A 15,873-nucleotide genomic window follows, 5' to 3' on the forward strand; every position below is an offset into this window, starting at 1 on the left:
ATGTTATTGATCTCCATTCTTAACAAGTAATACAGTAGCATAGGCAACCAAACCTTCTTCGCGACCAACAAAGCCCATGGTTTCTGTTGTAGTTGCTTTTATAGAAATATCTTCCTGCCCGATGTGAAGGATGAAGGCAATGGTCTCCCGCATCTGTAATGAATACTTCATGATCTTAGGTGCTTCGAGGCAGAGTGAGCTATCAATATTCACGATGGAATAACCCCGTTCACGAATCAGCCCAAAGCATTTCTGCAGGAGAATTTTACTATCTATATCCTTGTAGGCAGGATCAGTATTCGGGAAATGCATTCCGATATCGCCGAGGCTCAGCGCCCCTAGCATGCCATCACAAATGGCATGCAACAGAACATCGGCATCACTGTGACCAACAGATCCTTTATGGTGGGGAATCTTAATGCCGCCGATCACGAGTTCGCGGCCTTCCGCCAACTGATGAAAATCAATTCCAAATCCGATTCTGTACATAGTTTTTTTTTAAACCCGTCTGACGCCTTTCCTGACATATGTCAGATGGGTATATAAAAATGCAAACGTCCCGCAAAGATGCAGGACGTTTGTCTATTTTCATCGATAAACTTATTCTTCGGAGAAGCCGGCACCGGCTGCATCGCCGCTGAGGTCAAAGATCAGGCTGAACCGGAGTGTGTTGGAAAGCGGGTTCTGGTTTACCCCGCTACCCGATGGTACAATATAAGAGAGGTTGAGCCCAAATACATTATAACGGATACCGGCACCAACGGTGAAATATTTCCGGTTACCTTTTGTTTTATCCTCATAAAAATATCCGGCACGCAAAGCAAACTGCTCCTGGTACCAATATTCAATACCTGTTGATGCGGTGAATTCCCTGAGCTCTTCGCCACCGCCACCCGGCGCATCACCAAAAGAGCTGAACCAACTGCTCACAACTGATTTCTGACGATAATTAACCAATCCGGCTGAATCTCCCACTGAAGGCGGAGTTGGAACCATGAGTTTATTGAGATCGAGTGCAAAGGTCATCTTATTGCTTTCATCAAATACTTTGGTGTAAGCACCTCCCAGACCAAGGTTGGCGGGAATAAAATCTTTCTGTGTTGCGTCGGTGGTATAACCAATTTTGGAACCCAGGTTTGTTAGCGTGGCGCCTGCACTCCAGCCGCTTCCTGCTTCATCCTGACCATTGTAGTAAAAACTAAGGTCACCGGCAACAGCATTACCCGCTTTGTAAGTGGTTCCATTAACATTCTGTCCGCCTGCCAGGTTAGAATAGATATATCGAAGGGCGATACCCATACCGATCTGGTCAGAAAGTTTACGAGAATAGCCGAGGTCAATTCCAAATTCCCTTGGGCGGAAAGAACCAAATTCATTTCCAAGATTATCCGTGAACTGTATATTACCCAGGTTGAAATACCGCATAGAACTGGATACCGCCTGGAGGTCATCGATCTTTCTGTAGGCACTTAAGGATGCCATATAAACATCATTCAAACCGAGGCGTTTCAACCATGGCGTATAGGTTAGCGAAACCTGCATATCGCTGGTGTTGAAAGGCGTTTTAGCAAGGTTCCAGAATGGGCTGTTCACATCAGCATTGGTAGCAATGCCTGTTTCACCCATCCCCCCTGCACGCGCGTCGGGCGATATTCTCAAAAAAGGAACGGCTGTTGTAACTACGTTGATTGGTTCGGTCTGCGAAAAGGCCTCAGATACAGTGACCCCGGCCAGCGCCAGCGCCATCGATAAGTGTAGAAGCTTTTGTTTCATGTGATTGTTCTTTCTTTTAGTGATACACATGAAACGCCCGGGAAATGCCCGTAGACAAAAAGGTATTTACCCTCTGATCGGTTCAGGGATGCCTGGTCGTTTCAATAAAATCTTAGGGTAAATTTTTCTCTATAAGCGGCTAAAGTAATAATTATATTTACCATATCAAAACCGGAGCAGCTTACTTACTGCCACGGCCTCTTTTCCGTTAGCTGTTCTCACACGAAGCCGACAAACATAAATGCCCGGCGCAAGCCGTTTTCCCTGTTGATCAGCTCCATTCCAATCCATGTAGGAACGATTTGCACTGACAATTATTGTACCGTTTATTTTTTTCAGAAGCTGTCCATTAATGGAGAAAATATCCATTTCTGCCTGTAAAGCGCCATTTTTCTGATTTGAGCTTATTACAAAGCGCACCACCCCGGAAGATGGATTAGGCCATATTGCCAGCTCCTCTACCAACAGCTCATCCCTTACCTTAAAACTGATTGTTTTCTCCGAACTATTATTGAGCAGGTCCCATGCCTTGATCCTGAGGCTATAACTGCCCTCGGGCAGTTCTGGTAAATGGTAAATCAGTTTGCCAGACTTATATGTATCCGTGTCGGCTTCAAAAAACCGGTTGAGTATGATTTCAGAAGCAGGATCATTATTTATAATAAGGGAGATATCATGTCCTATCCCATTACCCAGCACATTGATACCAGAACTGTCGGCCAGTGAAACCATCAACAGGGGTGATGCCCCAACGGTTGCCCCTTCCCGGAAACTGCTGTCATTCAGCCAGATCCGGATTTCAGGACCTTCCTGATCTGAGGGAGGTATCACCGAACCTGCAATCACTATATTAGAGTAAGATCCCCTTGCATCTTCCGCCTCACTCATTGCATAATAGCTGACGCGTACATTACCCAAACTATAATTGATATCCTTCGGAACCAGAAAGCTGAAGCTGAATTTTCCATTAATAACACTGGCCTTACCCCTGAAAATAGAGCGGTCCTGTACCTCAAAAGACTGGACCGGGCTCCCGGGATCATTACCAAGCGTTTTGATTTCATAGGGCCTGTCGAGCACCTGGGGGTAAACAGTTCCATTGAAACCATTCAGTACCTGTCCGTTTCCATCACTGATAATTCCTTCCACTTTTACTTCCTGAAGGGCTTTTAAAGTATCGGCGCCTGACCCCGCCGGCTTCCCGTTTACATGGGTAGTAATCACCTGGTGGCGGGGGAAGGCCAGGGTCATGGCAGGATCACCTAAGAGCAAAAATTTCCTGTTATTGAAGATATCACCTGAGGTTTGATAGGTTTTATTCTTGGCGGCCATCACCGCCTGGCCCAGTGACCTGAAATGACCACCTGGCTGAGGTTCCAGGGCTGCCTGCAGATAATTCCGGTTCATAATCCTGTTGCTGAAGGCAAAGACCAGTCGCGTAGTTGTCATCAATGCGATGGCGCCACCCGCCGGCTTCAGGAGCAGGTATTCACCCAGAGAATTGATAGCCGGGTTGTCGAAGGGAGCAAAATCGCAGGTAGCCGTAATAAACAAAGGCAGCTTCCCACCCTGCTCCCAGCCATCTACAATATCCCTGTCCAAAACTACCTCTTCTGCCAGTCGCCTGAAACCACCGTGACCACTATAATTCCAGATCAATACCCCCTTCTGCATCCTTTCGGCCAGCTGCTGGTTTACCGCGGGATACCTGCTTCCTCCCGCATCACTCTGCTGGGGAAAGGCATCGAGGTAAATTTTCTGTTGCAGTATGCCCGGGTTGGTAGCCAGCGCTACTCCTGCAATGTCTTCCGCATCCTGCAGGTGGAGATTATTGTCTTCGTCATCAGCGATCAATAATAATTCATTCCGCCATTCGCCCATAACGGCAGGATCATGATAAGCGATTATCTTATTAATATAATGATCAGCTGATTCAGGGTCAGAAACCGGGATGCGGCCAATAGCGAGGTCTAATAAATTGGTAATGAGCCCTGAGTTTATATCCTCCTGGTCGTCAAGAAAGCCGAAATAATCATCCGTCACATAACTGGAGAGCGGGTCGAGCGAAAAGCTGCTCTGGTAAGATGGTACCCAGTTGCGTCTTCCCTCTTTCCCTTTAAAATCATAGTTAGCATCTCCCAACAACAGCAGGTATCGGGGTGAGTGACTTGTATCGGCTCCAGCCCTGTCGTAAAACATCTTCATGAAATTCCTGATGGCAGTTGGAGTGGGTTGCCCGGCCCCAAACTCATGATATACTGCCTCAGTATTCACCACCAGGCAGTTCAAGCCATCATGCTGCCGATGCCAGTTGGCCAGTTTGTTAGCGGCCTGCTCCAATTGGGGTGGGGAGATGATCACCATTTCGGGAATATCTTCCCCATGTAGGTCCTGGTTGTTTACCACTCCCTTTAAAACAGGTTCCATTGGTTGGGAAAAAGCAATATATTCTTCGGGCTTTTCATGATGATCATTAAAATGTAGGCTATCATTTGTCCTAACCAATGGAATTTCTACAGGTTCCAGGGCATCGCTAACACGCCAAACCCTGGTATCTGCTGATGCAGAAAGCGAGTAACGGGCAGTCTGGCCTTTACCGATGCCCGTCCAGCTCCTGAAATCCAACTGGCGCCCCGCTGCCAGTTTAAGTTCACAGGTGGCCCGCACCGAAAAGTAATCGAGCCAGCCGATAGCCGAAGAATTGGACGACTGGAACTGGTAAACCAACTCCAGGTTATTTCCCGCATTGTCGGGCAAGGTTATAGTTCCGCCCTGGCGGTTTTCCCGGGCAAACAGATCGAGGTTGGAAGATGATATTGCCGCCACGGTTTGGGTGAACAGGTTTTGACCTCCCAGCGTTATAGCAAAGCTGGAAGAACTACCCACTGCCCGGGCGGCTACCTGCGACATAACATGAACTTCTGACCCGGCCACCGGAGAAGAAATTGGAATACTGAAACTGGCGCGGGTGATACCATCAGCCAGGAAACGCTCTCCAAACCATTGCTGCCCGCTGCTCAGCAGGTTGAAGGAATCTTTCTCGTAATGATACCTGTATTGGTAACTATTAATCTGGTGATCAGCTATTTGTGGAAGCTGGGGGGAAGCAATTCGTTTGCCATTTCCCCCGGTGGTAAGGTAAACATAGGTGGTATCACTATATATATTGGTGTGGCGAGTGTAGGTTCTTAAAACGGTATCCCGCTCCCAGCGATGAGGGCCTGCTGCATAAAACAGAATATGATCATTCGTATCAAAGCTGCCATCCCCCCCATCATTCACCCCGATGGCCATCTCCTGGAGATCATCTGAATAATCACTGTTATTAGCCTCTCCAGCCAGCCCGCCGCGGTTGCCATAGAGCCTGATTTCGCTGGAAGGAAGAGGGATAGTGAATCCCATCTGCCCCAGCTGACCGCCATCAAGCCGGTAAACACCCGATGAAGTGATCCCCAGTTGGAACCATTTACCTGAAGCCAGAACAGAATGGGGTGAATAACTCCTTTGCGCGTAAAGCACGCCGGAAGCCAGCAAGAGCAGGAATAACAGAAGATTTCTGAGGCCGCGAACCATAGACCTGTAAAAGTAGGATAATATGCAAGCGTTTTAAGATTTTGGCAAGAGTATTGATTATCTAAACTGACTATATTCGCAGTCAGCTTTTAACATACTACACAATAAACGGGACAGGCACCCGTTATTAGTGTCTAAAACCCAGCTTAAATGGCTATCAAAATGAACTGGAAAACCTTAACAATCCTCGTATCCTGCGCCGCAATGGTGGCGTCTTGTAAGAACAGCAAGCTGTTCAGCAAGAAAAAAGAAAAATCCGATGTAACCGGTTGGAATTATAATGATAAAGACCAGGGCGGTTACCAGGTCTCCAAAGAAAAAGAACAGCGGACTGGTCCCGGACTCGTTTTCGTTCAGGGTGGTACCTTCACGATGGGTGCAACTGAAGAAGATGTTATGGGCGACTGGAATAATGCGCCTCGTCGTGTTACCGTCAATTCCTTCTATATTGATAAAAGCGAAGTAGCCAACGTGCATTACCGTGAATACCTGTATTGGATCAATACTGTATTTGATGGTGATGAATACCAGGCTGTTCGTAATGCCGCTTTACCGGATACACTGGTATGGCGTTCTGAGCTGGCGTATAATGAACCCCTCGTGGAATATTATTTCCGCCACCCATCTTATAACTACTATCCTGTAGTAGGTGTAACCTGGAGGCAGGCAAATGATTTCTGCCTCTGGAGAACAGACAGGGTGAATGAGCTGGAACTGCAGAAAAGAGGTTTCATCAACGAAAAATCACTGAAGAATATCAGTGGTATCGGTGAAGAGAATTTCAATACAAAATCTTACCTGATGGGTGAGTACCAGGCAACCCCGGGTGCTGCTGCCCGTTCAAAGAAGAATACACTTAAAAATCCTAACGGTACCCCACGTACGCAGGTTACTTTCGAAGATGGTATTCTGCTGCCAGGTTATCGCCTTCCAACAGAAGCGGAGTGGGAATATGCTGCCCTCGGTTATGTAAACCAGAACCCACAGGTTTCCAGGAAAGAAGGAAAGCGTGGTGAAGAACTTATCACCAATAAGCAGGTTTATAGCTGGAGCAATAACGTAAATGGACTTCGTGATACACGTCGTGGTAGCTGGCAGGGTACTTTCCTTGCTAACTTCAAGCGTGGATCAGGAGATAACATGGGTGTTGCAGGTGGATTGAATGACCGCGCCGTTTATACTGCACCGGTACAATCTTTCTTCCCTAATGGATTCGGTCTCTACAATATGAGTGGAAACGTGAATGAGTGGACTGGGGATGTTTATCGTCCGCTTTCACTGGCCGACTTTGATGATGTATCTCCATACCGTGGTAACAAGTTTGAAACTGTTGCTATGGATAGCGTTGAGAACAAGCCAACAAGAGATAGCCTGGGTCGTATCAAGTATCGCCTCATGACTGATGAAGAAAGTAAGAACCGTCGTAACTACCAGAAAGCTGATGTTATCAACTACCTTGATGGTGATTCAATTCTGCAGGGTGTTAGTTATGGATATGGTGTTACTACACTTATCAGCGACAAGAGCCGCGTTATCAAAGGCGGTAGCTGGAACGACAGAGCTTATTGGCTGAGCCCCGGCACACGTCGCTTCATGGAAGAAGATGTTGCCAGCAGCACAGTAGGATTCCGTTGCGCGATGGATCGCGTTGGTAGTCCGGAAGGTAACGGCCGCAAGACCGGTATCAATTACAAAGCAAGAAGACAAAATAGCCGTAAGCGCTAATATAGGTTGATAGCCTTATAAGAAAACCCGCCTCCAATGGCGGGTTTTCTTATAAGTATCAGTTATCGCCTTTTTAATGATACCTCTCTCCCATTATCTTTGTGACCATGACCATAGCACAACTCTACGAGATCTACAAACAGCATCCCTCTGTGCAAACCGACACACGTAAGCTGAAAAATGGCGATCTTTTTTTTGCACTGAAAGGAGATAATTTCAATGGCAATGCCTTTGCCGCAAAAGCAATTGAAGCAGGTGCTGCCTACGCTATCATTGATGAGCCTGAATATGCTATCAATGATAGGATGATCATGGTAAATGATACACTACAGGCATTACAGCAACTGGCGCTTCATCACAGGCGGCAGTTCAAAATACCCTTCATCGCCATTACCGGAAGTAATGGGAAAACAACTACCAAGGAACTGATTCACGCTGTGCTCTCTACAATCTATCGTACATACACAACCGAAGGAAACCTGAATAACCATATCGGCATCCCGCTTACTTTATTAAAGGTGGGATTTGATGCAGAGATGGCTGTGGTAGAAATGGGCGCTAATCACCAGAAAGAAATAGAATCCTATTGTGTGTATACAGAACCAACACATGGATTGATCACTAATCTGGGTAAGGCACATCTGGAAGGCTTTGGCGGAGTGGAAGGGATCCGCAAAGGCAAGGGTGAGCTGTTTGATTACCTCAGGAGGTTCGGAGGAACTGCCCTTGTGATGAATGATGATCACTGGCTGGTGGAAATGAGCAAAGGGATCAACCCGGTTATAACCTATGGTACAGAAGAAGCTGATGTTGTAGGTGAGGTTATTCACCCCGATACACTGGATGATGAAGAAGATGCATTTTTACACGTAAATATTATCAAGGGCGCGGGAACAGGAATTACAAAGACCAACCTCGTAGGTGATTACAATGTTTACAATGTGCTGGTGGCGGTTGCTATAGGAAAACTATTCCGTGTGAGTGATGAAATAATCCGCGATGCCATTGAGGGATACCACCCGACGAATAGTCGCTCGCAGATGATCATTAAAGACAATAATCATATCATCCTCGATGCGTATAATGCCAATCCATCTTCCATGAGAGCAGCAATAGAAAATTTCGCCAGGCTCAGGGCTGCTGATAAAGTACTGATGCTTGGCGCTATGGCAGAGCTGGGAGAAGAAAGCCTTGATGAACATCGGGAGATAGTTTCACTTATCGCAAAATATCCCTGGAAGGAAGTGGTACTTGTAGGTGGTGATTTTATGCGTATTGATCATCCCTACCGAAAGCTGGAGAACAGCTATGCTGCAAAAGAATGGTATGATGCTGAGAAGTTCAGCGGGGCACATATCCTTATTAAAGGCTCAAGAAGTATGCAGATGGAAAAGGTGTTGCAATGAGCGGATAGGAAGTTCAAGGTCCATTCTCATTTTTTGTTGTTTCCTGAAAGCGCCTGTAAGCCATGCTTCCAGAACTTCGGCATCTTCCCGGAGGGCGGGCATCAATGCTAGCTGCCTGATTACAGAAGCCCTCACCACCATATCCTGGTAATCGCCTAGTAACTTCTGTAGTTCATCAATTTCCTTTATGGGAAGCGCTGCTATTTTACCAACCGCCCTTTTTGTTTTTAACAGCCATTGATGATTATAAAGAATGTCTTTTAACAATTTCCTCAATTCATGTAGCGCATCATCATACAATGTATGTTCACTGAGATGAATGTATTCGCGTAATTTATTGTTGAAAAAGGCCTCATACTTATTATGGGATGACTGTTTCCAGTTGGCAAGTTTTGAAGCAATGGGAGCATCATCGGCCCTAACCGCTCCTGTTTCCTGCAGTCTTATCAACAATGCATCCTGGTGTGTTTCTAATTGTTCTTCCAGTAAAGAAGGCAGTTTTGTATTACCCAGTTCCGGTTTGATGAATGCCAGCAGTAATTGGGCATCTCTTACCGCGCCGGCAGCACTGTATAAGATCTTCAGATTACGGTGCATTTTGAATTGCTGCTGGTGCTGAACCATACCTTCCATCCGGTATAAGGCTCTCAGTTTCTTGAAACCCACCCTGAATGCATGAATAGCTTCTTCTGTTGGATCCAGTAAAATACTTATCCGGAGTTCATCCAGTTCATTAATTGCAGATGATGCAGCAGCGGCAGATGGATTAAGGCTTCCCATTAAACGCGTTTACGTTCTGTTAAGTGATAAGGATCACGTTTTGGAACGGCATGATTCAGGTAACTTTGCAAAAACCGTTAGCATGACGAATGAAAAGAACAAACCAGGATATCTTGGAACGGTATTGTCGAATCGTTGTCCCCGTTGCCGTGAAGGCAACATCTTTGAATCATCCAATCCTTATAGCTTCGGAAAGATACTAAAGATGAATGAACGTTGCCCGGTATGCGGTCAACCTACCGAAATAGAAGTGGGATTTTATTATGGCACTGCCTATGTAAGCTATGCCCTTACCGTTGCTTTTTCTGTAGCTACTTTTGTAGCCTGGTGGGTATTGATAGGGTTCTCCCTGCAGGATGGTGATTACCGTGTTTTGTATTGGGGTATCACCAACGCAGTGCTACTGATTGCTTTACAACCGGTGTTTATGCGATTGTCAAGATCGGTATGGCTGAGCTGGTTTGTGAAGTATGAACCCGACTGGAAAAATAAGAAAATAGATGCCCGGCACCTTGAAAGGGTTGTACCAGAACATATGGGCGACTGGTAAAAAGATGGCCATCGTATTAAATCACGATGGCCATTTTAATTATTATATAAAGCGGTTGATCAGGTTTTCAAGATACTCCTGGCGACCGCTTAATGTTTTCGGTTCACCATCACTGATAGCAATGTTGCGGAGATCTTCCAGCCCAAGTTTTCCTTCTTCAAATGCCTTTCCATTACCCGAATCAAAACTGGCATAACGTTGTTGCCTGAACGCTTTGTAATCCGATTGCTGAAGTACGGCATCTGCCACCAGTAAGGCGCGTGCAAATGTATCCATACCTCCAATATGCGCGTGGTAGAGATCTTCCATATCAGTTGAATTACGACGGATCTTTGCATCAAAATTGATACCGCCTCCCTTGAAGCCACCGGCCTCTAAAATCACCAGCATTGCTTCTGTTAGTTCATTTACATTATTGGGAAACTGGTCTGTATCCCAGCCATTCTGGTAATCGCCACGGTTGGCATCAATGGATCCCAGCATTCCCGCATCGGCTGCCACCTGCAGTTCATGCTGGAAGGTATGTCCGGCTAGTGTGGCATGATTCACTTCAATGTTTATGGAGAAATCATCCTGCAATCCGAACTGGTTCAGAAATCCTATCACCGTTGCACAGTCATAGTCATACTGGTGTTTGGAGGGCTCACAAGGCTTAGGCTCGATGAAGAACTGTCCCTTGAAACCATGGCTGCGGGCATAATCTTTCGCCATATGAAGGAAGCGGGCCATATGCTCCTGTTCTCTTTTCATATTGGTGTTGAGCAGACTCATATAGCCTTCTCTCCCACCCCAGAATACATAGTTTTGTCCCCCCAGACTAATCGTTGCATCAAGGGCTGCCTTAACCTGCGCACCCGCATGCGCCAGCACCTGGAAATCAGGATTGGTAGCTGCACCATTCATATAACGACGGTGTGAAAAGAGATTGGCAGTACCCCATAGCAGTTGTATTCCACTTGATTGCATATGCTGGCGTGCATGCTCTGTAATGGCCTGAAGGCGGCGCTCATTGTCTGCCACATCATTGGTGAAGTCAACCACATCAACATCATGGAAGCAAAAGAATGGCAGGCTCAGGTTTGACATGAAGTCAAAAGCAAAATCCATTTTGGCCTTCGCCCTATCCACCGCATCCACAGTATTATTCCAGCTGAAAAGATGGGTAGGCTCACCAAACGGATCACCACCATTACCACAGAATGAATGCCAGTAGGCACAGGCAAAGCGAAGATGCTCCTGCATGGTTTTACCGGCCACTACTTTATTGGCATCGTACCAGCGGAATGAAAGCGGGTTATCGGACCCGGGGCCTTCGTAAGTTATTTTTGTATTAGACATGGGAGACATTTAAGATTTAAGAGGTAAGAGGTAAGATTTGAGGTAAGATGTAAAAGGTAAGAGGTAAGACTTCAGGTGAGAGGTAAGATTTAGTCGGGTAATAATTTGTGTAATAATTGGAGCCAGTGCTGGTATGGAGTTTCTAGGTTGGGACAGTCTTGGGGGAGTACAGTTCTGATGGGCTGCTGGTTGCGGAAGGCCTCTTTGGAATCCTTGTAATAACCACAGCCGATGCCGGCGCCAATAGCAGCACCCACACTTCCGTCGGATGCATAGAGAGAAACAGGCACGCCGGTGGCCGCAACAAATGACTGCAGGAAAACTTCACTCTGGAACAGGTTGGTCCTGCCTGCCCGGATTAGGGAAGGCTGGTGGCCATTGCTGCGCATGATATCCAGTCCATACCTGAACGCAAAGGCTATCCCTTCCTGTATGGCCCTGAAAATATGTGCATGGTTATGCTTAACAAGATCGATACCACTGAAATGCACACCCGTAGATCGGTTACCCAGCATCCGCTCGGCGCCATTACCAAAAGGTAGTACCAGCACACCATCTGATCCAGGGGGAACAGATGCGGCTGCATCATTCAGCGATGAGTATGATCGTGCCGCCGCCAGCTGCTGCCGGGCCCAGCTATATAAGATGCCGGTACCATTGATACATAAAAGTATTCCTATTCTGACCTGGCCCTGCTGGTGATTCACATGAGCAAAACTATTCACCCTTGAAAGTGGATCGGGATTGAGCAGGTCACTCACGGCATATATCACTCCCGACGTACCTGCCGTGGCAGCCACCTCGCCCGGCTCCAGAACTCCCAGCGAAAGGGCATTATTCGGCTGGTCACCTGCCTTATAACTGACAGGTATACCCGCTTTCAGGTTTAATTCATTTGCAACTTTATCTGACAGTTTACCATGTATGGAGAAAACCGGTTGGGTGGCAGCAAACAATGAGGGATCAATACCAAAATAACTGAGAAGTTCATGGCTGATAGCATTGGTAGTGAAATCCCATAATACCGCTTCACTAAGGGAGGAAGGCGTAGTACTAACGTTTCCGCATAATCGAAAAGCAATATAATCACCCGGCAACATTACATGTGCTACTTCTGCATATACATCCGGTTCATTGGCTTTTACCCAGGCCAGTTTTGATGCAGTAAAATTTCCCGGGGAATTGAGGAGATGGCTAAGACAAAAATCCGAACCTAAAAGCTCATTTGCTTTAGCCCCTATAGATACCGCCCTGCTATCACACCAGATGATCGAAGGCCTCAATACCTCATGGTTCTTATCCAGCACAACCAATCCATGCATCTGGTAGGCAATGCCTATGGCGCCAATGGCAGCGGCATCAAACTTACCCGAGGCATTGGCCAGTTGAATGGCAGCCACGGCATGCTTCCACCAGGTGTCGGGATCCTGCTCGGCCCAGCCGGGCTGCGGCGAATCAATAGCAACCTCCGTTTCCGGATATTGTACTGTAATGATCGATTTGCTGGTGTCACCATCCACCACGGACACCTTGATGGATGAAGTACCTATATCGATCCCTAATAATAACATGGCATATCATTTACAAAAAACAGCAAAACAATTGTGTGCAACCGCTTATCAGATCTCTAAATTAGATACTGAAACCGGGGCGGGGTTCTTTTTTATTCTTGTTTTATGGAACTATTTTAATATCTTTTTCGCCAGATTCTTAGCATAATTGATAAAATAGTTCTAAAAGCGCCAGATATCATCATGAAGCCACTGATAGAAAAACTGCCCCTCGAGCACCATCAATCCTTCATTGCCCGAACTTTTCGTACCCCACATTTTGAAGTGCCCTGGCACCAGCATCCTGAATTTGAACTCATCCTCTTTACAGAAGGCGAAGGGAATGCTTTCGTGGGAAACCATGTTGGCAGTTTCAATACAGGAGATATCTATTTTCTTGGAAGCAACCTGCCCCACACCTTTCAAAAATCGGGAGAAGAGATCATCACCAGTGCTATCGTGGTTCAGTTCCTCGACAGTATCTGGGGACCACAATTTTTCAGCTTACCGGAATGCAGGGAGATCAGCAAGTTTTTGGAAACGGCGGCAGTTGGACTAAAATTAAGACCCGCCCTCAGTGAAGAACTTCGCCCCCTCATCATTGAGCTGGAAAAGGCCCAGGGATTTACCCGCATACTCATACTGCTTAAACTGATCGCCACCATCAGCGAGAGTAAGCGCTATGATTATCTTTCCACTCATGAAATGGCCAACCTCCATTCAAAACAGCAGGCCAGGATCGATAAGGTATTCCAATATACGATCGAGCATTATGCCGACCCCATCGGACTTGATGATGTTGCTTCCTTTGCGGGCATGAGTGTGCCGGCATTCTGCAATTATTTCAGGAGATGTACCAAGAAGACCTATATAGAATTCCTCAATGAAGTAAGAATTGGCAAAGCCTGCCAGCAACTCATCGATACACCAAAATCCATTTCATCCATTGCCTATGAATCAGGTTATAATACCCTTACCAATTTCAATAAACAATTCATGAAGATCAACCGGATGCAACCAGGCCAGTACCGGAAAGCATTTGCGGGAACCTCCATGCATATTTCAGCTGAACGTACCGCTGAGTTTGAGTGCATTTAATTATGCAGACAGTACAATAAAAAGGCTGCCGGGGCGTATGACTAAATCATAAACCGGCTCAGATAATATGAAACCGATACTTGTATTCTTTTCCATGCTTTTAGTTTTGGGCTGTTCAAAGAACAGCAGTGAACCGGTAGCGCCCACCCCACCCCCACCGCCAACGGTTCCGCCTGTTCCCGTAGCAAAGGCTTATCATGTTAGTGCTTCAGGCGATGACAGCAACCCGGGCACAAAGGAAAAGCCCTTCAGGACCATCGAAAAGGTCAACAGCATAAACCTGGAGCCCGGGGAAAGCATCCTTTTTGAAGGGGGAACAAGTTTTGCCGGAACACTGATACTCGATACCTCTGATAATGGCACGCTTAGCAAGCCGGTCATTATAAGCAGTTATGGAACCGGCGCTGCAACCATCAATGGCAATAACACTATGGCCATTCATGTGCGACTGGAACATTTTAAATTAACTAATATCAATGCCATTGGGGCCGGACGTAAAACGGGTAATACCACCGATGGTATTTTAATAGACAGTAGTCGTAATGGCATAATAGAATCTGTAAGGGTTGAAGGATTCCAGAAATCAGGTCTGCATGTTTATAATTCAGAAAATATCATTGTAGATAAAGTGTATGCTGCAGATAATGGATTCAGTGGAATATATGCATCCGGCTTGTATGCACGCGATGGTGTTATCCTGCTACCGGGTGAACGATTATCAAAGAATATCACTATCCGTAATTCTACTGCCACCAATAATCCGGGTGACCCTACCAACCTCACCAATCACAGTGGTAATGGTATTTTAATATTAAGTACTGATAAGGCGTTGATCGATCGTTGTATAGCGAGTCATAATGGAAAAGATATGCCGCATAATATGACCGGGCCTATCGGCATATGGGCTACCGCCAGCGACAGTGTGATCATCCAAAACTCCATCAGCCATCATAATACCAGCAAAACCCTCGATGGTGGAGGCTTTGGTCTGGATGGCGGTATTTCTAATTCCATCATACAATACTGCCTCTCCTATGAAAACCGGGCTGCGGGTTATGGACTATACCAGTTCAAAGGCGCATCAAACTGGTACAATAATATTCTACGCTATTGCGTAAGCATCAATGATGCAAGGGCAACCAATTATGGTTCACTGGCAATCTGGAATGGTCCGGCCCAGGCCAAACAATTCATCAATGCTAAAGTGTATAATAATATTTTCTATAACAGCACCAACAGCACTGTGCTATTCATCTACCCATGCTTCAATGAGAACTTCACTTATAACAACAACATATTTATAGGCAGCGGCAATCTCATAAAAGGCAATATGAACCAGGATAAGTTTCTGGGGAATGTTTACTGGAATACCCCCGGCGCCACCATCACCATCAATGGATATCCTGGTTTAGCAGAATGGGCGAATGCCACCGGTCAGGAAAAGTCGGAATATATAATAAAGGGATTGCAGGTGGACCCCTTATTGAAAGGACCATTCCTGACAGATCTCAATGATCCCCATTTACTGCAGCAGTTATCCAACTTTACCCTGGAAGCCAATTCACCATTACGCAACAAGGGAATTGATATCCAGGCAATGTTTGGTACCCCTGCCCCGACTTTTGATTTCTATGGAACCAGGGTATTCCGCGGTACAGCCCCAGAACCCGGTGTTCACGAAATGGAAGAGTAAAAACTACTCTACGCCTCATTTGCCAGCCGCCCAATTCATGGCTTCATCATACAGACTTTTCTTAAAGCCCCTGAATGTGCCGGGCATCATTTTGCTGAACATATCGGTAAATCCAATAATGGTTTCATCATCTGTTACGATGGCAACCCTGTTCCATTCCGAAATATTCTTCAATCCCAATAATGCATCCTGCATCCAGGCACCGGCACTAAAATCAGAAAGCGCTGTATTCAGCACCAAGAGGTAATTCAGTTCATCATACTTTGCTACCACTTCTTTTACATGCGGGAAAACCACCTGTTCAAAATCATCACTGGTAACCTCATTAACTGCCTCAAAGGCTGCAACATTATCGGGAGCATTTTCAATGATCTTTATCATATAGGT

Annotated in this window: 12 protein-coding genes; 5 read left to right on the plus strand and 7 right to left on the minus strand. The window is 46.2% G+C overall.

Features of this window, described 5'->3' with window-relative positions; translation table 11 throughout:
• Positions 1–3: 3 nt before the first annotated feature.
• From ispF to porU, 3 genes are all read right to left on the minus strand, one after another.
• Positions 4–489: a 2-C-methyl-D-erythritol 2,4-cyclodiphosphate synthase gene (ispF, locus tag HY58_RS11545; protein WP_039131902.1), complete on the minus strand. Its 486-nt coding sequence runs from the start codon at positions 487–489 to the stop codon at positions 4–6.
• A 111-nt stretch (positions 490–600) separates the two neighbouring features.
• The gene (gene porV, locus HY58_RS11550) at positions 601–1,773 is read right to left on the minus strand and encodes a type IX secretion system outer membrane channel protein PorV (protein ID WP_039132130.1); all 1,173 of its coding nucleotides are present in this window, start codon (positions 1,771–1,773) and stop codon (positions 601–603) included.
• A 165-nt stretch (positions 1,774–1,938) separates the two neighbouring features.
• A complete protein-coding gene (porU, locus tag HY58_RS11555) occupies positions 1,939–5,346 on the minus strand; it encodes a type IX secretion system sortase PorU (RefSeq protein WP_039131904.1) in 3,408 nt (1,135 codons plus the stop codon).
• A gap of 150 nt (positions 5,347–5,496) precedes the next feature.
• On the opposite strand from porU, the gene HY58_RS11560 reads away from it, so the two are divergent.
• Both HY58_RS11560 and murF read left to right on the plus strand, forming a co-directional pair.
• Positions 5,497–7,071: an SUMF1/EgtB/PvdO family nonheme iron enzyme gene (locus HY58_RS11560; protein ID WP_253271552.1), complete on the plus strand. Its 1,575-nt coding sequence runs from the start codon at positions 5,497–5,499 to the stop codon at positions 7,069–7,071.
• 107 nt (positions 7,072–7,178) lie between these two features.
• Positions 7,179–8,477 (plus strand): UDP-N-acetylmuramoyl-tripeptide--D-alanyl-D-alanine ligase, encoded by a 1,299-nt coding sequence (gene murF, locus HY58_RS11565; RefSeq protein ID WP_039131905.1) that lies wholly within the window; start codon positions 7,179–7,181, stop codon positions 8,475–8,477.
• On the opposite strand, the gene HY58_RS11570 is transcribed toward murF, so the two are convergent.
• Entirely contained in the window at positions 8,442–9,257 is an 816-nt protein-coding gene (locus HY58_RS11570) for a CHAD domain-containing protein (protein WP_039131908.1), read from the minus strand. The genes murF and HY58_RS11570 overlap by 36 nt on opposite strands.
• A gap of 82 nt (positions 9,258–9,339) precedes the next feature.
• On the opposite strand from HY58_RS11570, the gene HY58_RS11575 reads away from it, so the two are divergent.
• A complete protein-coding gene (locus HY58_RS11575; protein ID WP_039131910.1) occupies positions 9,340–9,807 on the plus strand; it encodes a DUF983 domain-containing protein in 468 nt (155 codons plus the stop codon).
• Between the two features lie 42 nt (positions 9,808–9,849).
• Here HY58_RS11575 and xylA read toward each other — a convergent pair whose 3' ends face one another.
• Both xylA and HY58_RS11585 read right to left on the minus strand, forming a co-directional pair.
• Positions 9,850–11,145, minus strand: a complete 1,296-nt coding sequence (gene xylA / locus HY58_RS11580; RefSeq protein WP_253271553.1) for a xylose isomerase — start codon at positions 11,143–11,145, stop codon at positions 9,850–9,852.
• Between the two features lie 89 nt (positions 11,146–11,234).
• A complete protein-coding gene (locus HY58_RS11585; protein WP_039131913.1) occupies positions 11,235–12,716 on the minus strand; it encodes a xylulokinase in 1,482 nt (493 codons plus the stop codon).
• 183 nt (positions 12,717–12,899) lie between these two features.
• Here HY58_RS11585 and HY58_RS11590 point away from each other — a divergent pair, with 183 nt between their 5' ends.
• On the plus strand, positions 12,900–13,793 hold the full coding sequence (locus HY58_RS11590; RefSeq protein WP_039131915.1) for a helix-turn-helix transcriptional regulator: 894 nt from the start codon (positions 12,900–12,902) through the stop codon (positions 13,791–13,793).
• A 67-nt stretch (positions 13,794–13,860) separates the two neighbouring features.
• Positions 13,861–15,486, plus strand: coding sequence for a right-handed parallel beta-helix repeat-containing protein (locus HY58_RS11595; protein ID WP_156123662.1), 1,626 nt, complete (start codon positions 13,861–13,863; stop codon positions 15,484–15,486).
• A 15-nt stretch (positions 15,487–15,501) separates the two neighbouring features.
• Here HY58_RS11595 and HY58_RS11600 read toward each other — a convergent pair whose 3' ends face one another.
• The gene (locus HY58_RS11600; protein WP_039131919.1) at positions 15,502–15,867 is read right to left on the minus strand and encodes an STAS/SEC14 domain-containing protein; all 366 of its coding nucleotides are present in this window, start codon (positions 15,865–15,867) and stop codon (positions 15,502–15,504) included.
• Positions 15,868–15,873 lie beyond the last annotated feature (6 nt).

The organism is Flavihumibacter sp. ZG627, assembly GCF_000814325.1.
Classification (GTDB): Bacteria; Bacteroidota; Bacteroidia; order Chitinophagales; family Chitinophagaceae; genus Flavihumibacter.

Excerpts from the sequence above, each read along its gene's own strand:
- ispF (WP_039131902.1), bottom strand. The coding sequence starts at position 489 with ATGTACAGAATCGGATTTGGAATTGATTTTCATCAGTTGGCGGAAGGC.
- porV (WP_039132130.1), bottom strand. The coding sequence starts at position 1,773 with ATGAAACAAAAGCTTCTACACTTATCGATGGCGCTGGCGCTGGCCGGG.
- porU (WP_039131904.1), bottom strand. The coding sequence starts at position 5,346 with ATGGTTCGCGGCCTCAGAAATCTTCTGTTATTCCTGCTCTTGCTGGCT.
- HY58_RS11560 (WP_253271552.1), top strand. The coding sequence starts at position 5,497 with ATGGCTATCAAAATGAACTGGAAAACCTTAACAATCCTCGTATCCTGC.
- murF (WP_039131905.1), top strand. The coding sequence starts at position 7,179 with ATGACCATAGCACAACTCTACGAGATCTACAAACAGCATCCCTCTGTG.
- HY58_RS11570 (WP_039131908.1), bottom strand. The coding sequence starts at position 9,257 with ATGGGAAGCCTTAATCCATCTGCCGCTGCTGCATCATCTGCAATTAAT.
- HY58_RS11575 (WP_039131910.1), top strand. The coding sequence starts at position 9,340 with ATGACGAATGAAAAGAACAAACCAGGATATCTTGGAACGGTATTGTCG.
- xylA (WP_253271553.1), bottom strand. The coding sequence starts at position 11,145 with ATGTCTAATACAAAAATAACTTACGAAGGCCCCGGGTCCGATAACCCG.
- HY58_RS11585 (WP_039131913.1), bottom strand. The coding sequence starts at position 12,716 with ATGTTATTATTAGGGATCGATATAGGTACTTCATCCATCAAGGTGTCC.
- HY58_RS11590 (WP_039131915.1), top strand. The coding sequence starts at position 12,900 with ATGAAGCCACTGATAGAAAAACTGCCCCTCGAGCACCATCAATCCTTC.
- HY58_RS11595 (WP_156123662.1), top strand. The coding sequence starts at position 13,861 with ATGAAACCGATACTTGTATTCTTTTCCATGCTTTTAGTTTTGGGCTGT.
- HY58_RS11600 (WP_039131919.1), bottom strand. The coding sequence starts at position 15,867 with ATGATAAAGATCATTGAAAATGCTCCCGATAATGTTGCAGCCTTTGAG.